This window comes from Streptomyces sp. NPDC096079 (assembly GCF_040303145.1).
GTDB lineage: Bacteria > Actinomycetota > Actinomycetes > Streptomycetales > Streptomycetaceae > Streptomyces.
Map to the genome: position 1 here is coordinate 71,996 of NZ_JBEOST010000020.1, position 17,702 is coordinate 89,697.

Annotated in this window: 18 protein-coding genes; 4 read left to right on the top strand and 14 right to left on the bottom strand. The window is 73.7% G+C overall.

The window, feature by feature from the left end; translation table 11 throughout:
• Positions 1-35: 35 nt before the first annotated feature.
• The 9 genes from ABTY59_RS30215 to ABTY59_RS30255 all read right to left on the bottom strand — a co-directional run bounded on the left by ABTY59_RS30215 (position 36) and on the right by ABTY59_RS30255 (position 8,257).
• Entirely contained in the window at positions 36-761 is a 726-nt protein-coding gene (locus tag ABTY59_RS30215; RefSeq protein WP_352022242.1) for an alpha/beta fold hydrolase, read from the bottom strand.
• A gap of 93 nt (positions 762-854) precedes the next feature.
• Complete coding sequence (locus tag ABTY59_RS30220) at positions 855-1,166, bottom strand: GNAT family N-acetyltransferase (RefSeq protein ID WP_352022243.1); 312 nt, start codon at positions 1,164-1,166, stop codon at positions 855-857.
• A gap of 36 nt (positions 1,167-1,202) precedes the next feature.
• A complete protein-coding gene (locus tag ABTY59_RS30225; RefSeq protein ID WP_352022244.1) occupies positions 1,203-1,937 on the bottom strand; it encodes a GPR1/FUN34/YaaH family transporter in 735 nt (244 codons plus the stop codon).
• 13 nt (positions 1,938-1,950) lie between these two features.
• A complete protein-coding gene (locus tag ABTY59_RS30230) occupies positions 1,951-3,837 on the bottom strand; it encodes an amidohydrolase (protein ID WP_469539164.1) in 1,887 nt (628 codons plus the stop codon).
• The gene (locus ABTY59_RS30235) at positions 3,834-4,808 is read right to left on the bottom strand and encodes an alpha/beta hydrolase (RefSeq protein ID WP_352022245.1); all 975 of its coding nucleotides are present in this window, start codon (positions 4,806-4,808) and stop codon (positions 3,834-3,836) included. Before ABTY59_RS30235 ends, ABTY59_RS30230 begins: the two co-directional genes overlap by 4 nt.
• A 184-nt stretch (positions 4,809-4,992) precedes the next feature.
• Positions 4,993-6,417: a dihydrolipoyl dehydrogenase family protein gene (locus ABTY59_RS30240; protein ID WP_352022246.1), complete on the bottom strand. Its 1,425-nt coding sequence runs from the start codon at positions 6,415-6,417 to the stop codon at positions 4,993-4,995.
• Complete coding sequence (locus ABTY59_RS30245) at positions 6,417-6,995, bottom strand: Dps family protein (protein ID WP_352022247.1); 579 nt, start codon at positions 6,993-6,995, stop codon at positions 6,417-6,419. The genes ABTY59_RS30240 and ABTY59_RS30245 overlap by 1 nt, the downstream gene beginning before the upstream one ends.
• Positions 6,996-7,082: 87 nt before the next feature.
• Complete coding sequence (locus ABTY59_RS30250) at positions 7,083-7,589, bottom strand: DoxX family membrane protein (protein WP_352022248.1); 507 nt, start codon at positions 7,587-7,589, stop codon at positions 7,083-7,085.
• 5 nt (positions 7,590-7,594) lie between these two features.
• On the bottom strand, positions 7,595-8,257 hold the full coding sequence (locus ABTY59_RS30255; protein WP_352022249.1) for a hydrolase: 663 nt from the start codon (positions 8,255-8,257) through the stop codon (positions 7,595-7,597).
• Between the two features lie 262 nt (positions 8,258-8,519).
• On the opposite strand from ABTY59_RS30255, the gene ABTY59_RS30260 reads away from it, so the two are divergent.
• Positions 8,520-9,350, top strand: a complete 831-nt coding sequence (locus ABTY59_RS30260) for a glycoside hydrolase domain-containing protein (RefSeq protein ID WP_352022250.1) — start codon at positions 8,520-8,522, stop codon at positions 9,348-9,350.
• 230 nt (positions 9,351-9,580) lie between these two features.
• Complete coding sequence (locus ABTY59_RS30265; RefSeq protein ID WP_352022251.1) at positions 9,581-10,438, top strand: thermonuclease family protein; 858 nt, start codon at positions 9,581-9,583, stop codon at positions 10,436-10,438.
• Positions 10,439-10,466: 28 nt separating this feature from the next.
• Here ABTY59_RS30265 and ABTY59_RS30270 read toward each other — a convergent pair whose 3' ends face one another.
• Complete coding sequence (locus ABTY59_RS30270) at positions 10,467-11,219, bottom strand: hypothetical protein (protein WP_352022252.1); 753 nt, start codon at positions 11,217-11,219, stop codon at positions 10,467-10,469.
• Positions 11,220-11,372: 153 nt separating this feature from the next.
• On the opposite strand from ABTY59_RS30270, the gene ABTY59_RS30275 reads away from it, so the two are divergent.
• Positions 11,373-11,978: a histidine phosphatase family protein gene (locus ABTY59_RS30275; RefSeq protein WP_352022253.1), complete on the top strand. Its 606-nt coding sequence runs from the start codon at positions 11,373-11,375 to the stop codon at positions 11,976-11,978.
• Entirely contained in the window at positions 11,975-12,934 is a 960-nt protein-coding gene (locus tag ABTY59_RS30280) for a tellurite resistance/C4-dicarboxylate transporter family protein (protein ID WP_352022254.1), read from the top strand. Before ABTY59_RS30275 ends, ABTY59_RS30280 begins: the two co-directional genes overlap by 4 nt.
• Here ABTY59_RS30280 and ABTY59_RS30285 read toward each other — a convergent pair.
• The 4 genes from ABTY59_RS30285 to ABTY59_RS30300 all read right to left on the bottom strand — a co-directional run bounded on the left by ABTY59_RS30285 (position 12,894) and on the right by ABTY59_RS30300 (position 17,657).
• Positions 12,894-13,592: a DUF1345 domain-containing protein gene (locus ABTY59_RS30285; RefSeq protein ID WP_352022255.1), complete on the bottom strand. Its 699-nt coding sequence runs from the start codon at positions 13,590-13,592 to the stop codon at positions 12,894-12,896. The two genes, ABTY59_RS30280 and ABTY59_RS30285, sit on opposite strands and share 41 nt — an antisense overlap.
• Positions 13,589-14,941, bottom strand: a complete 1,353-nt coding sequence (locus tag ABTY59_RS30290) for a diacylglycerol/lipid kinase family protein (RefSeq protein WP_352022256.1) — start codon at positions 14,939-14,941, stop codon at positions 13,589-13,591. The genes ABTY59_RS30285 and ABTY59_RS30290 overlap by 4 nt, the downstream gene beginning before the upstream one ends.
• Before the next feature lie 144 nt (positions 14,942-15,085).
• Positions 15,086-16,432, bottom strand: a complete 1,347-nt coding sequence (gdhA, locus tag ABTY59_RS30295) for an NADP-specific glutamate dehydrogenase (RefSeq protein ID WP_352022257.1) — start codon at positions 16,430-16,432, stop codon at positions 15,086-15,088.
• Positions 16,433-16,463: 31 nt separating this feature from the next.
• On the bottom strand, positions 16,464-17,657 hold the full coding sequence (locus ABTY59_RS30300) for a cation:proton antiporter domain-containing protein (RefSeq protein WP_352022258.1): 1,194 nt from the start codon (positions 17,655-17,657) through the stop codon (positions 16,464-16,466).
• Positions 17,658-17,702: the final 45 nt, after the last annotated feature.

The window sequence follows — 17,702 nt, forward strand, 5'->3', positions numbered from 1 at the left end:
ATCATCGACTAATCGTTCGATCCTGAACTATCCGGTCAGCGGAGCGTGGCCCGGGCCGCGTCCTGGATCAGCTCCACCACGGCCCGGGGCTGGGCGAGCATGACCAGGTGGGAGGAGTCGACCTCGACGGTGGTCATGCCGGCGCGCTCGTAGCCGTAGCGCTCCACGTCGGGGTTGATCGTGCGGTCGGAGGTGGCGACCAGGCCCCACGAGGGCTTGGTCCGCCACGCCGCGACGGGCGCCGCCTCCGCGAAGGCACGGGCCGCCAGGGGGCGCTGGGACACCGCGAGCACCGCGGCGGTCTCGGGGTCGACGTCCGCCGCGAAGAGCGCGGGGAACTTCTCGGGCTCCACCGAGACGTCGATGCCGGTCTCGGTGGAACCGGCCACCGGGAACGGGGTGCGGACGAGCGCGTCGGCGAGGCCGGAGTCGGGGAAGCGGCCCTGCAGCTCGCCCAGGCTCTCGCCCTCCTCCAGCGCGTAACCCGCGAGGTACACCAGTGCCCGGACGTTGTCCTCCGTGCCGGCGAGGGTGATGACGGCGCCGCCGTAGGAGTGCCCCACCAGGATCACGGGGCCCTCGACGGCGCGGATCACCGAGGCGATGTACGCGGCGTCGTCGACGAGGCCGCGGTTGGGCACCGCCGGAGCCACCACCTCCATGCCGGCGGCGGTCAGTTCGGGGATGACGCGGGCGAAGCCCGAGGCGTCGGCGAAGGCGCCGTGGACCAGGACGACGGTGGGGCGGGCGTGTCGGGACATGGGGGAACTCCTCGGTGGAAGGCGGGGAAGGCGGGGAAGGCGGGGAAAGGGGAGGGGAAAGGGGAAGGAGACGCGCGAGGCGGCCGCGGGGTCTCAGAGTCCGAAGCGGGCGCGCCGCGCCTCGGGCACCAGGTCGGCGTACTCGGGGTGCTTGCCGATCCAGCCCCGGACGAAGGGGCAGTACGGCAGGACGCGCAGCCCCCGGGCCCGGGCGTCGTCGAGCGCTCCCCGGGCGAGGAGACCGCCGAGGCCCTGCCCGGCGAACCGGTCGTCGATCTCGGTGTGGAGGAAGGCGATCTCGCCCTCGGAGAGGTGGTACTCGGCGAAGCCCGCGGTCTCGGTGCCGTCGCCGGCGAGGATCTCGTACCGGGACTTCTCGGGGCGGTCCGTCACCTGCGGTTCCATGGGTGCTCCTGTGCGGTCGTGGGGTCGGGGCGGTCTTCAGAGGGTGCGGCGCACGCCCGCCTGGCGCTCCAGGTTGCGGAGCTGGACGGACAGGTCGCCTTCCACCGCGAGGTGGGCGGGGCCGCTGCGGCCGATGGGCAGGACCTGCTCGCCGCGCATGTCCTCGAGCATCAGGGCGAACGCCGTGTACATCGCGACGAGCGCCACGAGGAGGCCGAGCGCACCGGACGTGCGGGTGAGCCATTCGGCGCCGGTGATCCCCGCGAGCCCGGTGGCGGCCCAGCGGGGCAGGGAGGCAGCGAGCACGAACCACAGCGCGCGCTTGGGCCGGGTCACGGCGGTCATCAGGGCCCCGAAGCAGAGGAGCGCCAGGTTGAACACGCCCAGGACCTGCGGGCCGTCGGGCGCGCCGCTGAGCATGACGAGCGCGTAGGGCAGCCAGCTGCCCGCGAACACCGCCATCAGTGTCGCCGCGATCACGTCACGGGCGCCGAAGGCCAGGACGCTCACCAGGAGCTGGAGGACGAAGGCCGGCAGCACGGTGAAGGCGACGGCGGCACGGGCCGCCTCGTCGAAGACACCGAGCTGGAGGCAGCCCGTCATCACGGAGGCGAGGGCGATCGTGAAGAAGCCGAGCGGCATGGGTGAGGCGATGGGGCGCAGGGTGATCCGGGTCATCGACCGGAGGTCCGGTTCGAAGCGGCGTGCCGGGGGCGCGTCCGGTGGGGGTGGGGTGTCTCCGCCGTCGGCGGCGGGGGAAGGGGTACTCATGGTGCGGTCTCTCTCAGTGCTCGAAGCAGGGGTCGACGAAGGACGGCGTCGCGTCGGGGACGGTGCCGCGGGCGACGCGCCACCGGCGGTGCCGCTCGGACTCCGCCGCGGCCTCGGCCACGAGCGAGGCCTGACGGGCACCGCTCTGGTAGCCGCCGAAGTGGGCGACGGGGCTCCATTCCGGGGTGACCGGCGGGACGGCCTCGTCGAGGCCCTCGTACTCCGCGCTCGCCCAGACGATCCGGCCGCCGACGACCGTGAGCACGGACTCGATGCCGGGGACGGCGTCCTCGGGCACGGTGAGGAAGTCCTCGGACAGGACGGCGAGGTCGCCGTACCATCCCTCCCGCAGGCTGCCCTTGACGTCCTGTTCGCCGGTGAGCACGGCGCCGCCGCGGGTGTAGAGGCCGAGGGCGGTCTCGCGGTCGAGCGCGTGCCCGGACGGCCGGAGCGCGGTGCCGCCGACGGTCCTGCCGGTGATCAGCCAGTGCAGAGCGACCCAGGGGTTGTACGAGGAGACGCGGGTGGCGTCGGTTCCGGCGGCGACGGTCAGGCCCCGGTCGAGCATGGCCCGGACGGGCGGGGCGTGGGCGGCGGCCTCGGCGCCGTAGCGGTCGCGGAAGGCCGTGCCCTGGAAGGACATGCGGTTCTGGACGGACAGGGCGCCGCCGAGGGCCGCGATCCGGTCCAGGCTGTCGGCCGACACGGTCTCCGCGTGGTCGAAGAGCCAGCGGTTGCCGCCGGGGAAGAGTCCTTCCGCGGCGAGCTTCTCGAAGACGGCCAGGTCACGGCGGATCGTCTCGTCGTACGTGGCGTGCAGCCGGAAGCCCCAGCCGTTCTCCATCAGCAGCCGGACGGCCTGTTCGAACTCGCCCTCGTATCCCGCGGTCAGCTCGGGACGGGGCTCGGAGAAGTTCTCGAAGTCGGCGGCCGCCCAGGTCAGGTTCTCGCCCGCGCCGTTCAGCCGGAGCCACTCGTCCCCGTCCCCGGGCCTGACCGTCGCGGTCCAGCGCTTCAGGTCGGCGAGTTCCTGACCGGCCGTCTGCGGGAACAGGTGGTAGGCGATCCGCAGGGTCAGCTCCCCCGCCCCGGCGAGGTCGGCGACCGTGGCGTAGTCGTCGGGGAAGTTCTGGAAGCCGCCGGCGGCGTCGACCGCCGAGGTCAGTCCGAAGCGGTTCAGCTCCCGCAGGAAGTGACGGGTCGACGTCCGCTTGCCGGCCGCGTCGAGGGCCGGCGCCTTGGCCAGGGTCGAGTACAGGACGAGCGCGCTCGGCGCCGCGAGGAGCACTCCGCTGGGCGCCCCGTCCCGGTCCCGCACGATCTGTCCACCGCGCGGATCGGGGGTGTCGCGGGTGAACCCGGCGGCCCGTACGGCGGCCCGGTTCATCAGCGCCGACTGGTAGAGGTGCAGGACGAAGACCGGGGTGTCGGGCGCGGCGGCGTTCAGCTCGGCGACGGTCGGCATCCTGCGCTCGGCGAACTGCTCGGCGGTCCAGCCGCCCACGACCCTGATCCACTGCCCCTTCGGGGTGCGGCCGGCCTGCTCGCGGAGCATGGCCAGGGCGTGGCGGAGGCTGCGCACACCGTCCCAGCGCAGCTCCAGCACGTAGTTCAGGCCGCCGCGGATGACGTGCAGGTGCGAGTCGTTGAGGCCGGGGACCACCCTGCGGCCCAGGGCGTCGACGACCCGGGTGTCCGGGCCCACGAGGTGGGCGAGGTCGTGGTCGTCGCCGAGGGCCGCGACCCGGCCGTCGCGGATCGCGACGGCCCGTGCCCCGGGGCGGGCGGGGTCACCGGTGAACACCTTCGCGTTGCGGACGAGGAGGTCGGCCTGCGCGGGCTCCCGCCGCGGGGCGGGCTGGAGGCCCGCCACCGGCATGCTCGTCGGGCGCCGGGTCATGCCAGTGCCTTGCGGAGGGTGTCGACGGCGAGGCCGATGGCGAGCTCCGCGCCCCGCGTCTCGCGCAGGGCGTTGAGCATGACGAAGTCGTGGATGACCCCCTGGACGCGCAGGGCGGTGACGGGGACGCCGGCCTGGCGCAGCTTGTTCGCGTATGCCTCGCCCTCGTCGCGCAGCACGTCGGCCTCGGCGGTGACGACCAGGGCGGGCGGCAGGCCGGTGAGCTGTTCGGGGGTCGCGCGGAGCGGGGAGGCGGTGATCTGTGCCCGGTCGGCCTCGTCGGTCGTGTACTGGTCCCAGAACCACCGCATGGCGTCGCGGCGCAGGAAGTGGCCCTCGGCGAACAGGTGGTACGAGGCGGTGTCGAAGTCCGCGTCGGTGACCGGGTAGAAGAGGACCTGGTGGGCGATGCGGACGTCGCCGCGCTGCTTGGCCACGAGGGTGAGGGCGGCGGTCATGTTGCCGCCGACCGAGTCGCCCGCGACGGCGATCCGGGTGCCGTCGAGGTCCTTGTGGTGGCCCTCGCGGGCGATCCACTGGGCGACGCCGTAGTTCTGTTCGATGGCGACGGGGTAGCGGGCCTCGGGCGAGAGGTCGTACTCGGGGAAGACGACGGCCGCGCCCGTGCCGACGGCGAGTTCGCGGACGAGCCGGTCGTGGGTGTGGGCGTTGCCGAAGACCCAGCCCGCGCCGTGGATGTAGAGGATGACGGGGAGGACGCCGGTGGCGCCGCTCGGCCGGACGATCCGGGCGCGGACGTCGCCGGCCGGGCCGCCGTGCACGGTGACCCACTCCTCGTCGACGGCGGGGAGGGGCACGCCCTCGCCGCTCTGGACGTCGTCCACGGCCTTGCGGCCCTCGGCGACGGGGATCTGGTGGAGGTAGGGCGGCCGGGCGGTGGCGTCGGCGAAGGCCCGGGCGGCGGGTTCGAGGACCGGGGCGGGCGCGGGGGTGTGCCTCGTGGGCTGCATGAGGGTTCCTTGTCGGAGGGGTGAAGAGGTCGGAGGGGTGAAGAGGTCGGAGGGGTGAAGGGGACGGGTGTGGGGCGCGCGGGCGTACGGGCTCGCGAGCGAGGACGAGAGGTGGCTGTCGGGCGGGCGCGCGGTTGCGGGGGTGCGGCAAGGCGCGGCGGGTGGGCTCCTCGGCTCAGAGGGCTCAGAGGCCGTACGCCTCCAGGAGCCGTAGCCAGACCTCGCTCACCGTCGGGAACGCGGGCACGGCGTGCCACAGGCGTTCCAGCGGGACCTCGCCCACGACGGCGACGGTGGCCGTGTGGATGAGTTCGGTGGCCATCGGTCCGGTGAGGGTGCAGCCGACGACGACTCCTCGGGTCTCGTCGACGACGAGCTTGGCGAGGCCCCGGTAGTCGTCGGCGTGGAGCGCGGCGCCGGCGACGTCGTCGACGCGGTACTCCACCACGCGCACCGCGAGGCCCGCCGCGCGGGCCGCGCGTTCGGTGAGGCCGACGCTCGCGACCTCGGGCCGGGTGAAGACGGCCTGCGGGACGGCGATGCGGTCGGCTCCGGCGCTCCAGGGCCGCAGGCCGTCGGTGGCGGCCGGGCGTCCCGCGGCGCGCTCGGCGATCGCCGCGGCGCAGGCGCGGGCCTGGTACTTGGCCATGTGGGTCAGCGGCGCACGGTGGTTCACGTCGCCGACGGCGTAGAGCCACGCGCCCTCCACCGCGGTGACCCGGCAGGTGTCGTCGACCTGGAGCCAGGCGCCGGCCGGCAGGCCGACGGAGTCAAGGCCGAGGTCCGTGGTGCGCGGCCGCCGGCCGACGGCGGCGAGGACCTCGTCGCATGCGAGGGCGGTGCCGTCGTCGGTGCGCACGGTCACCGTGCCGGTGCCGGCGTCGCGGGCGACCCCGAGGGCCGACACACCGAAGCGGATCGTGACGCCCAGATCGCTCAGCCCCCGGGCGACCTCTTCGCCCGCGCACGGTTCCCAGCCGGTCAGCAGGGCCTGGTCGCGGACGAGCAGGGTGACGGAGGAGCCGAGCGAGCGCCAGGCGGTGGCCGTCTCGCAGGCCACGACTCCCCCGCCGATGACGACGAGCCGCTCGGGCACCGCGTCGGCGGTGGTGGCCTGCCGGTTGGTCCACACGCCGATCCGGTCGATCCCCTCGACGGGCGGAAGGGCGGGTTCCGTGCCGGTGCAGATCACGACCGCGCGCCGGGCCCGCAGGGTGCGGACCGTGCCGTCGGTCCCGGTCACCTCCACGGTGCGCTCCCCGGCGAGCCGTCCGTGCCCCCGCACGAGCGCGATGCCCGCGCCGGCGAGCCAGTCGGCCTGGCCGCTGTCGTCGCCGCGCCCGGTGAAGCGGTCGCGGCGGGCCAGCACGCGCGCCGGGTCGAGCGGCGCCGTGACGGTCTGCCGGGCCCCGTCGACCGAGCGGGCCTCCGCCCGGGCGGCGCCGGGCCGCAGCAGGGCCTTGCTCGGCACACAGGCGCGGTAGGAGCACTCCCCGCCGACCGCCTCGGCCTCGACGACGACGGCGGTCAGCCCCGACCGGACGGTCCGGGCGGCGACGACCTCGCCGGCCGGTCCGCCACCGATCACGACCACGTCGTACGTGTCCATCAGCCGCGTACCAGCGGGGTGTCCACGAGGTGCTCGGCCAGGAACCACACCTGCGCCTCGCCGGTGCGGACGACCTGGGAGACGAGCAGGTCGGTGCTGCCCTCGTCGCCCTCGGCGGAGATCCGGGCGGCGGCGTCCCGCGCGTCGACCAGGATCCGCTCGTGCGCGTCGAGGAGCCGCGACAGCATGACGGGAACCGGCTCCACGCCGTCCGGCGGCCGGGGGATCGAGGTCAGCTCCGCGACGTGCCGCGGGTCTCCGGCGGCGACGCCGCCCAGGCTCTGGATCCGCTCGGCCAGCGCGTCCACGATGGCCAGCTGGGCCTCCGCGTGCCGGTCCAGCATGAGGTGCAGCGAGTAGAAGGTCGCCCCGCGCATGAGCCAGTGGTGCTTCTTGTAGAGGGAGTACAGGATCTGCGTGTCGGCGAGGACGCGGTTCAACCGCTGGCAGGCGTACATGCGGGTGTCGTGACCGAGGCCGATCGGCAGCTGCTTGAGCGTGCCGAACGCCTGGGTCTCGGCGCCCTTCTGGTGCAGCAGCGGCTGGCCGCCGCCGTGCGGGGTCGTGAGCGTGTCCATCGGGTGCTCCTGTTCGGGAGAGAGGGGAAGGGTCCGGCCGTCCGGTCGGGGGCGCGGGCGGCCGGACCCGGTCTGTGTGGTGCGCGCTCAGCGCCCGGCGGGTGCCGGGGCGGGCGGCCGGTGCAGGACGAGCCGGGCGAGGAGCCCGCTGCCGAGACCGGCCGCGAGCGCGAGGGCGGCCCACCCCAGGGGGTACGGGGTGAGGCCGAGGGCCGCGTCGAGGGACCAGGCGCCGGGTCCGGTGGCGGCGAGGGCGGCGGCGGTGCCGATGAGGACGAGCGGGTACTCGTAGCCGTCGTTCTGCACCCACAGGCCGTTGTGCCGTTTCACGGTGAGCGCGACGGTCATGACCCCGATGGTCCCGGTGGCGGCGAGCGGGGTCAGGAGGCCGGCGGCGAGCAGCAGACCGGATCCGATCTGGCCGCCGCCCGCCGCCAGTGCGGTGAGGACTCCGCCGCGGAAGCCATCGGCGCGGAACTCCTCCGTGCCGCCTTCGAGTCCCCTGCCGCCCAGGTGCGAGCTGATCTTCTGCACGCCGTGGCCTGCGACGAGCAGCCCCACCAGCAGACGCAGGATCAGAAGGCCGGTGTCCAAGGAGGTCAGCCGGCCGCGTGCGCGCCGATGACGCTCTGCGCGTACACGACGCCCAGGCCGTACGCGCCCGCGTGCGCCTTGACGATCTCCATGACCGCGCCGTACGTCTCCTGTCGCGCCCAGTCGCGCTGCAGCTCCAGAAGGACCTGGACCCAGGTGACGGGCACCGCGCCGGCGGCGATCATCCGCTGCAGGGCGTGCTCGTGGGCGGCCGGGCTGACGCCGCCGGAGGCGTCGGTCACGACGTACACCTCGTACCCCTGCTCAAGGGCCGAGAGGGCGGGCAGCACCAGGCAGACCTCGGTCCACAGACCCGACAGGACGATCTTCCTGCGTCCGGTCGCCCTGACCGCCGCCACGAGCGTCTCGTCCTCCCAGGCGTTCATGGTGGTGCGGTCGATGACCTCGTTCTCGGGGAACACCTCGGCGAGCTGCGGCAGCAGGGGGCCGGAGAACGACTCGGCGGCGACCGTGGTCAGGACGGCGGGGACGTCGAAGGCGCGGGCCGCCTTGGCGAGGCCCACGGTGCTGTTGATGATCGCGGCGCGGTCGCCGCTGCCGGTGCCGAAGAACATCTGCGGCTGGTGGTCCACGAAGACCATGACCGCGTTGTCGGGCGTCAGCAGGTCAGCGCTCGGGGCGGCCTGCACCGTGGTGATGTCGAACATGGGGGTCCTCTCGGAGGGAATCGGTGACGTGCCCACCGCGACCGCGGCTCGGCACCTCTTCACGCTAGGAGCGACCCGGCGGGCGGCGTTGACCTTCCGCGCCCAGGCGTTGGCACGACGGCGCACAACCGGTCGGGGGCCGGGGCGGCACGTGGTCTCCCGGCGGAGGGCACGGCTGTGGGGGCGCCGGTTCCGGTGCGGCGGGCCGGATAGGGTGGGCGTGCTCCGGAGGACCGGGGCCCGAGCACGCGTGGGGTGGGGAATGCCGAAGCACCGGTTGTCCAGGAAGGGGCGGTACATCGCCCTGGCGACCACGGGGGTCGTCGTCGTGGCCGGTGCCGGGATCGCCGCGCAGACCTCGATGGCCGCCTCGGCGTGGCCGGCCCAGAGGACGTACACGGGCCGGGCGTTCGACGCCTGTACGGCGCCGTCGCTGTCCGCGATGAAGGCGTGGAAGAAGGACGGGTACTACGGCGGCGTCGCGGTCTACATCGGCGGCAGGAACCGCGGCTGCGCCCAGCCCAACCTGACCAGGTCGTGGGTGAAGTCGGTCGACACGCTCGGCTGGCGGGTCGTCCCGCTGTACGTCGGCGCGCAGCCGCCCTGCCAGAAGAGCGGCAACAAGGAGCGGTTCACCGCCGCCACCGCGGCCTCGGTCGGGGCGAGCAACGCCAACGACGCGGTCGCCAAGGCCGCGGCGCTCGGCATGAGGGCCGGCAGCCCGATCTACCTCAACATGGAGTCGTACGACACCGCCGACCAGGCGTGCAACGACGCGACCCTGACCTACGTGCGGTCCTTCACCAGGACCCTGCGCGCCAAGACCTACCGCGCCGGCCTCTACGGCTTCAGCAGCTCCGGCGCCAAGGCGATCGCCACCGCCAAGAACCGCACGGACCTGCCGGGCAACCTCTGGTACGCCCTGTGGAACGGCCAGGAGACGACCACCAGGGACTGGCCCTGGGACCCGAAGCTGTACACCGACCACAGCCGCGGCCACCAGCACAAGGCCAACAGCAAGGAGACCCGCGGCGGCTACACGATCAACGTCGACCGCAACGCCTGGGACGCGCCGGTGGCCATCGTCGGCTGACGGCAAGTCCCCTGTGTTCCCCGCCCTTTGGTTGACTCGGCAACATCGCGTGCGGGGCGCTCCGAGCTGCGGTCCGGCGCCGCCTCGATATGCTGGTAGAGGGGAATTGTGCTAGGGAGTACCACTCGTCACACAGGGTGAGAGCGATCGGCCGGCGATCACCCCTCGCACACGGAGCCCCTTCGGGGGCGCTCCCGGGGGTGGGACGCACCCACTGTTGAGGAGTCGCCATGCCCATGCTGCTCATCAAGGGTTTCTACGACATCAAGGGCTCGCAGCCGGACGGGGACACGGTCCACTTCACGGCCGACGACCCGGCCGAGTGGGGTCTCGTCGGCGGAGGCGGCGGCCGTGCCGTCGAGCACAACGCGGCGGGACGGACGACGCTCCGCCTGGACGCGGTGGACGCGCTCGAGACCCACTACGGACCGGGCCGTGTCCACCAGCCGCTGCAGTTCGCCCACGCGGCGCGCGACGACCTGCTGAAGACGCTCGGCTTCACCGACGTCCAGCGGCAGAAGGAGACCGTGACCGCCACCACGCCGGAGACCGTTCCCGGCTGGGTCCTCACCCGTGGCGCCGACATCCACGGCCGCTGCATCGCCCTGGCGGGAGCCGGTGCTCCGCCCGGCACCAGCGGCCTGGACATCGACGTGGACGTGGCCGTGCTGCGGAAGACGGTCAATCACCATCTGATCGTGGAGGGGCTCACCTACCCGATGTTCTACCGGAGCCTGTTCACCACGCTCCGGACGGAGCTGGCCGCCGTGGCCGTGCAGGCGCGGGAGGCGCGCCGGGGGCTGTGGGCGAGCGACGTCACCACCACCGGGGCGAAGGTCACGGGGCTGTCCTCGCTCACCGACGACGTGGTGATCCTCCCCAAGCTGTTCCGGCGCGCGGTGGACTATCTCGCCCTGTCGATGCCCCTGTCGTGCTTCCCGGCCTTCCTGGCCGGTGTCCAGGACCGGTACTCCGTCCTGTCCACCGGCGAACGGCGCGCCGGGCTGCACCACATCGTCGAGGTGACGAACGGTCATACGGTGCGGATGACGCACCAGCCCGAGGACCTGGTCTTCGAGGACGCCTGACCTCCCCTTCCGGTCGGGCGTCGAGGGCTCAGCCGTGTGCGGCGGCCGTCAGGGCCGTGAGCACACGGTGGGTCTTGCCGGCGGGGAGCGGGGACGGCGTCAGCCCCCGGTCGAGCAGCTCCGCTTCGAGTCTGTCGAGCCTGCGCCCGACCCGCTCGTCGAACTCCTCCGCGTCGTCCCCGTCCTTGGGCTTCACGCGCAGCGACGCCTCCAGGAAGCGCAGGCCGGCGACCGACCAGTCCTCCAGGTCGACCTCCAGGTCGCCGAGCGGCACGTCGTCCGCCTTCGTCGAGAGGATCGGCCCCAGGGCGACGAGGCCGTCGAGCGGGACGTCGGGCTTGCAGGCGTGCAGGAACTGGTCCTGCACCGGGTCGATCGGCCCGGCGGGGTCGGCCCCAGGCCCCAGCACGGCCGCCAGTGTCCCCGGCGGGTGACGGTGCGCCAGGGAGGCCGCGAGAACACGGCCGTTCCTCGTCCAGTCCCCTTCGATCTTGTACGTGAGGGGCTCCGCGTCGAACGCGGCGGAGAAGCGTCCGACCAGCTGGTCCCGGGTGCAGGGGCGCAGCTTGACGACGAGCTCGTCGGGGCCTCCGCCGGTTCTGAACCGTACGATCACACCGCTGTCCAGGAGCGGCACCGCCCCCCGCGCGACACCGTCCCGGTCCTCGGCGAACCAGATCCGACGCGTCGTCAGCAGGCGCTGGGAGGCCCCGAGAGCGGACATCGCCCCCGTCGCGTCACCCTCGATGTCGACCTTGATCTCGACCGGCAGCAGGTCCATGACACCGCTCCTGCACACGTATCGAAAGCACGGGAGTCCTTCCCTCCAGGATATCGACACCGCGTTCGGGCCGCCCCGCGTGCCGGGCGTCGACGGCTCAGGCGGCGGCGCGCCCCCGTGAAACCTCGGCGGTTCCGGGCAGAATGAGGTGCCATGGGTGACCTCCTCCTGATCCGCCATGGTGCGACGGAGTGGAGCGCCACCGGGCGGCACACCGGCCGTACGGATCTGCCGCTCACGCCGGACGGCGAGGCCGAGGCGCGCACGCTCGCGCCGTTCTTCACGAGCCGCTCCTTCGCGTTCGTGCTCACCAGCCCGCTGCGGCGGGCCCGGCGCACGGCCGAACTGGCCGGCCTGCGGGGAGCCGGGACCGACGAGGACCTGTGCGAGTGGGACTACGGCGGGTACGAGGGGCTGACCACGGCCCGGATCCACGAGACCCGGCCGGACTGGTCGCTGTGGCGTGACGGCGTGCCCCCGCACCCCGACGGACGTCCGGGCGAGTCCGCCGAGGACGTGGGGCGGCGGGCCGACCGGGTCCTGGCCCGTCTCGCGCCCCGGCTCGCGGGGGCCGCGGAGGACGGTGTGGTGGTGGCGCACGCGCATCTGCTGCGGGTGCTCACCGCCCGCTATCTGGGCCTGCCGGCATCCGAGGGGCGGCTGTTCCTGCTGACGACGGCCACCGTCGGCCGGCTGTCCACGGAGCACGGCCTTCCGGTGGTCGCGGGCTGGAACGAGCACCCCTTCCCCCGCACGTGACCGGCGGGGCGCCGGGCGCCCGGTGGACGGCGCTGCCGCCGGCGGCCGGTGCCGGGGTGCTCGCCACCGGCATCCTGTCCATCGGGTTCCACCTGACCGGCCTCGAAACGGTCTCGGTGGTGGCGCTGTGCCTGGCGGCGGCGCTGTGGCTGCTGCTCGCGTACGACTTCTCGGCCCTGCTGCTCGGGGACCGGCGCCGCTGGGCGGCGAGCGCCGACACCCCGCCCGCGCTCACCGCCGTGGCCGCCACGACCGTGCTCGGCGCCCGGTTCGAACTCCTCGGCCGCACTCCGGTGGCGGTGGCCCTGCTCGTCCTGGCGGCGGCGGTCTGGCCGGTGCTGCTCGCCGCCGTCCTGCGGCATCTGACCCGGCGGGCGCCGGGCGCGGTGTTCCTGATCTGTGTGGCGACCCAGGGCCTGGCGGTGCTGTCCGCGCTCCTCGCCCCGGAGGCCGGGGAGTGGCTCGGCTGGGTGGCCCTCGCGTTCTTCCTCCTCGGGCTCCTGCTGTACGCCGACGCGCTGGCCCGCTTCGACCTCCGTGAGGTGGTGCGGGGGGCGGGCGACCACTGGATCGCGGCGGGGGCGCTGGCGATCTCGGCGCTCGCCGCGTCGAAGCTCCTCGCCTCGGGGCAGTGGTCGGGCGGGGCGGAGACGACGCTGCGGGCCACCGCCTTCGTGCTGCTCGCGCTGGATCTGGCCGGGTGCGCGGTGCTGCTGTGCGGCGAGCTCGCCCACCGGCGCCCCGGCTACGACGTGCTGCGCTGGGCGACCGTGTTCCCGCTGGGCATGACGGCGGTGGCGTCGCTGTCGACCGCGGCGGTGACGGGGGTGGACGGGCTGGACACGCTGGGGCGGGTGGTGCTGGGGATCGCGGCCGCGGCCTGGCTCCTGACGGCCTACGGTCTGGGCCGCGCCGTCAGAGGCCGTCGAGGGCGGAGACGAGGCTGGCCACCGTGACGGTGTTGAAGACGAACGCGATGGCCGAGTTGGCGGTGACGGTCCGGCGCATCTCCCGGGAGGTCACGTCGACGTCGGTCGTGCCGAACGTGGTCATGACCGAGAAGGCGAAGTAGAGGTAGTCGGACCAGAGCGCGGGCTCCGCTCCGGGGAACTCCAGCGCCCGCTCGTCCTCCACGAGGTTGTCGGCCTGGAAGGCGACCGCGAAGGAGATGGCCACGCAGACCCAGGCCAGGACGACCATGACGAGGGCCACCGCGGCCCGCGCGGCCGGTTCGAACGAGGAGCCGATGTGGCCGGGGCGCCACACCACGGCCACCACGAGCGCTGCGCCCGAGATGAAGAGCGACACCCCGGGTCCGGGAGCCGAGCCGTACACGTACCGCTGGAGGACCGTGCCCCGCGTCTCGCGGCGTGCCCAGGCACGGACCCGCTCCGGTGAGGCGGTCGAGAAGGCGACCGTCGTGATCAGGAGGTACGGGAAGAGGTACGCGACGAGCAGCAGCACGCACCGGTCCGCCCCGGAGACCTCCGCGCGGCCCCGGTCGACGGCGAGGAGGAGCCCCGCGGTGCCCACGGCGACGCAGGCGCTGACCGCGGAGCGGCGGCGCTCGGAGAGCCACCGGTTCCGGCGGCGCGCGGACGGGGGTGGGGTCACGACGACGATCCGGCGGGCCGCTCCCGCCGGCCGAAGGCGAGGTCGAGGATCCGCGGCCACCGCACGGGCGGCACGGTCGCGGGGACGCCCGGGCGGTCGCGCGGGACCAGGACCCGCAGGGCGCCGGGGCGCAGCGTGCACACGACCGGGGTGGGCATCCGCAGCGCCTCGCCGTCGACGGCGACCGGAATCTCGTCCGCGGCGGCGGTCACCTCGACGCGATGGGCGGTCAGGACGGTGAGGCCGGTGGACTGCGAGCCCCGTACGGCCAGGTCGGCGGCCTGGGCCGCGTCCTCGACCCGGATCCCGACCACCCCGAGCTCGCCGTCGTCGAGGCTGGGGCGGCGCCCGGCGCCGCTGAGCTCGTCGGGGGAGATGTACGGGTTGTTGCTGACGAGCAGGGCCTGCTGGGCGGAGAGCGCGGTGCCGTCGACGCGCGCGTCGAGCCGGCGCACCGCGTCGCCGAGCAGCAGGTCCGGCATGAGGGCGAGGGCGGTGCCCGCCTTGTCGTCGCGGTACTCGGGGCGCTGCACGACGTCGGCGTACACCCCGAAGGAGACGGTGTTGACGAAGGCCCGGCCGTCGACGTCGCCGAGGTCGATGCGGAGTTCCTCGCCGTCGTTCAGCGCGTCGAGGCAGCGGGACGGGTCGGAGCGGTCGAGACCCAGGTCCATCGCGAAGTGGTTGCGGGTGCCGGCGGAGATCACCAGGAACGGCAGGTCGTGCTCGGCGGCGACGGCGGCGACCAGCGCCTGGGTGCCGTCGCCGCCCGCGACGCCGAGGAGGTCCGCGCCCTCGGCCACGGCCTCGCGGGCCAGTTCGGCGACGTCGGCGGGGGCGGACGGGTCGAGCAGGATCACCCGGGCGCCGAGCCGCTCCGCCCGCTCGACCAGGTCGAAGCGGCCGACCTTCCCACCCCCGGACTTCGGGTTCATGATCAGGACCGGTCGTTCCGGCCGCGCCGCCGGGATGCCGGGCTTCTCCCGCGCGGGAGAAGACCTGCGCAGCGCCGCCCGTGCGCAGGCCAGCGCGGCGGCCCAGCACAGGCAGAGGACCAGTGCCGTGACCCAGAGGCCGTCGTGCGCGTAGAGGACCAGGACGCCGACGGGTGCGGCGACCGCGACGAGCGCGCCGACGAGGCGCGCGGCACCGCGGTGGGCGACGAACCACCAGCCGCCGACGGCGCAGAGGACGAGTCCGAGGAGTCCGGCCCCGACCACCAGGAGGCCGCCGTCCCCCAGCGCCAGGAGCAGGACGACCAGCGAGCCGACGGCGGCGAGCACCGCGAGACGCGCGAGCAGCCGCGCGGCGCGGTCTCCGTCGGGGCCCCTCGTACGCGTGCTGCCCATGGTGTCCCTCCGTGGTGTGCGACCGCGAGCACAGTCCGGGCACCAGCGTGCACGGCCCCGGCCGGGAGGGCATCCCGGCCGGGCCGAGGGGATGACGGGCGCGGTCCGCGTGGTGCCGGCCCTGCGTCCCGTCGCGCGCCCGCGTCAGATGACGCCCTGCGCGAGCATGGCCTCCGCCACCCGCAGGAAGCCGGTGACGTTGGCGCCGAGGACGTAGTCGTCCGCGTCGGCGCCGTAGGCCTCGGCGGTGGCGCGGCACTGGGTGTGGACGTCGCGCATGACGGCGGCGAGACGGGACTCGGTCTGCTCGAAGGTCCAGGTGTCGCGGGCGGCGTTCTGCTGCATCTCCAGGGCGGAGGTGGCGACGCCGCCCGCGTTGGCGGCCTTGCCGGGGCCGAAGAGGACGCCGGCCTCCCGGAACACCTCGACCGCCTCGGGCGTGCAGGGCATGTTCGCGCCCTCGGCGACGGCGCGGACCCCGTTCTTGACCAGGGCCACGGCGTCCTCGCGGCGCAGCTCGTTCTGCGTCGCGCAGGGCAGGGCCACCTCGCAGCGCAGGTCGAAGACCGAGCCGCGGGCGGAGAAGCGCGCGCTCGGCCTGGCCTCCGCGTACGCGGAGATCCGTGCCCGGCGGACCTCCTTGACCTCCTTCAGGAGCTCCAGGTCGATGCCGTCCTCGTCGACGAGGTACCCGGTGGAGTCGCTGCAGGCCACGACGCGGCCGCCGAGGGCGTGGACCTTCTCCACGGCGTACACGGCGACGTTCCCCGACCCGGAGACCACGACGCGGCGCCCGTCGAAGCTCTCGCCGCGGGTGGCGAGCATCTCCTGGGCGAAGAACACCGCGCCGTACCCCGTGGCCTCGGTGCGGGCGTGCGAGCCGCCCCACGCCACCGGCTTGCCGGTGAGGACGCCCGACTCGTACCGGTTGGTGATCCGCTTGTACTGCCCGAAGAGGTAGCCGATCTCCCGGGCGCCGACGCCGATGTCCCCGGCGGGCACGTCGGTGTGCTCGCCCAGGTGGCGGTACAGCTCGGTCATGAAGGACTGGCAGAACCGCATGATCTCGGCGTCCGAGCGGCCCTTGGGGTCGAAGTCCGATCCGCCCTTGCCGCCGCCGATGCCCATCCCGGTCAGCGCGTTCTTGAAGATCTGCTCGAAGCCCAGGAACTTCACGATGCCCAGGTTGACGCTCGGGTGGAACCGCAGGCCGCCCTTGTACGGGCCGAGGGCGCTGTTGAACTCCACCCGGAAGCCCCGGTTGACCCTGACGACGCCCTGGTCGTCGACCCACGGAACCCGGAACATCAGCTGCCGCTCGGGCTCGCAGAGCCGCTCCAGGATCCCGCTGTCGGCGTACTCCGGGTGCCGTTCGAGCGCGGGCGCGAGGGATTCGAGCACCTCGGCCGCCGCCTGGTGGAACTCGGCCTCGCCGGGGTTGCGACGCCGGACCTCCGCGTAGACGGACTCGATGTGGGCGGTGACGTTCATGTGTGTCTCCCTGGTCGGTCGTTGTCGTCGATCACGCCTCCGGTTCGGGACGGCGGGCGAACCAGCGGGCGATGGGTTCCATCGTGATGCCGTGCAGCACGATGCTGAGCAGAATGGTGGCGCAGGTCACGTCGACGACGAAGTCCGCGTCGTCGTCCGCGAGCTGGGCGAAGGCGAGGACGGCGAAGACGATGGACGTGACGCCCCGCGAGCCGAACCAGCCGACGGCGATCCGGTCGGTCCGGCTGAAGCGGGTACCGGTGAGCGCGGCGAGCACGGGCACCATCCGGGCGACCGTGAGCGCCAGCAGGGCGTAGCCGAAGACCGCGGGGTCGATCCCGCGCGCGAACGCGTCGGCCACCAGCGCCCCGAAGGTGAACCAGGTCCCCACGGCCATCAGGAGTCCGATGTCGTGCAGGAGGCTGAGGTTGTCGGTGCCGAGGGCGTGCGCGGTCCGGCCGTAGCAGAGACCGGCGACGAAGGCCGCGACGAAGCCGTTGCCGCCGATCTGCACCGACACCGCGTACGCGAGGAACGGCAGGGCCAGGCTCGCCATCCGCAGCCCCGTGGCCAGGGCCCAGCCGGCGTCCAGGCACCGGCGCACCAGCCAGGCCGCCAGGAGGCCGACGACACCGCCCGCGAGGACCGCGTATCCGGCGCCCTTGACCGCGTTCAGGACCAGGTCGCCGAACGAGTCCCCCTCGGCGGAGACGAGGTTGGACACGCAGAACACGAAGAAGGGGGACACCAGACCGTCGTTGAAACCGCCCTCGATGTTGAGGGCGGCCCGCACCCGCAGCGGGACCCGCTCGTCGCGCAGGAACATCGTGAGCGGCGCGAGGTCCATCGGCATCACGACGAGCGCGGCCACGGCCAGGAGCCATCCGTTCGTGCCCGGGAACAGCAGGGCGCCGAAGAGGACCGCGAGGAGGACGGAGGCCGGCAGCGCCAGGCCGAGCAGGCGGCCCCCCGGCGACGAGCCCAGCCGTTCGTACCCCCGGGTCTCGGTGGCATCCGTGAACAGCATCACGGCGAGCACGAGCTCGACGGACACCTGGAAGGTGTGGGTGTCCATGTCGAGCGCCAGGGCCGGTTGGTCACCGCTCGTCAGGATCACTCCGGCCACCGCGAAGGCGATGGGCGCGGTGATGTTCCAGCGGGCGAGCCGGGCCGACACCAGGGCCCATACGAACAGCAGCGACAGCAGGACGAGGAAGGCGACCATGGCGACTCACAGGGGACGAAAGGGATGAAGCGGTCCGTTCGAGCA

Excerpts from the sequence above, each read along its gene's own strand:
- ABTY59_RS30215 (WP_352022242.1), bottom strand. The coding sequence starts at position 761 with ATGTCCCGACACGCCCGCCCCACCGTCGTCCTGGTCCACGGCGCCTTC.
- ABTY59_RS30220 (WP_352022243.1), bottom strand. The coding sequence starts at position 1,166 with ATGGAACCGCAGGTGACGGACCGCCCCGAGAAGTCCCGGTACGAGATC.
- ABTY59_RS30225 (WP_352022244.1), bottom strand. The coding sequence starts at position 1,937 with ATGAGTACCCCTTCCCCCGCCGCCGACGGCGGAGACACCCCACCCCCA.
- ABTY59_RS30230 (WP_469539164.1), bottom strand. The coding sequence starts at position 3,837 with ATGACCCGGCGCCCGACGAGCATGCCGGTGGCGGGCCTCCAGCCCGCC.
- ABTY59_RS30235 (WP_352022245.1), bottom strand. The coding sequence starts at position 4,808 with ATGCAGCCCACGAGGCACACCCCCGCGCCCGCCCCGGTCCTCGAACCC.
- ABTY59_RS30240 (WP_352022246.1), bottom strand. The coding sequence starts at position 6,417 with ATGGACACGTACGACGTGGTCGTGATCGGTGGCGGACCGGCCGGCGAG.
- ABTY59_RS30245 (WP_352022247.1), bottom strand. The coding sequence starts at position 6,995 with ATGGACACGCTCACGACCCCGCACGGCGGCGGCCAGCCGCTGCTGCAC.
- ABTY59_RS30255 (WP_352022249.1), bottom strand. The coding sequence starts at position 8,257 with ATGTTCGACATCACCACGGTGCAGGCCGCCCCGAGCGCTGACCTGCTG.
- ABTY59_RS30260 (WP_352022250.1), top strand. The coding sequence starts at position 8,520 with ATGCCGAAGCACCGGTTGTCCAGGAAGGGGCGGTACATCGCCCTGGCG.
- ABTY59_RS30265 (WP_352022251.1), top strand. The coding sequence starts at position 9,581 with ATGCCCATGCTGCTCATCAAGGGTTTCTACGACATCAAGGGCTCGCAG.
- ABTY59_RS30270 (WP_352022252.1), bottom strand. The coding sequence starts at position 11,219 with ATGGACCTGCTGCCGGTCGAGATCAAGGTCGACATCGAGGGTGACGCG.
- ABTY59_RS30275 (WP_352022253.1), top strand. The coding sequence starts at position 11,373 with ATGGGTGACCTCCTCCTGATCCGCCATGGTGCGACGGAGTGGAGCGCC.
- ABTY59_RS30290 (WP_352022256.1), bottom strand. The coding sequence starts at position 14,941 with ATGGGCAGCACGCGTACGAGGGGCCCCGACGGAGACCGCGCCGCGCGG.
- gdhA (WP_352022257.1), bottom strand. The coding sequence starts at position 16,432 with ATGAACGTCACCGCCCACATCGAGTCCGTCTACGCGGAGGTCCGGCGT.
- ABTY59_RS30300 (WP_352022258.1), bottom strand. The coding sequence starts at position 17,657 with ATGGTCGCCTTCCTCGTCCTGCTGTCGCTGCTGTTCGTATGGGCCCTG.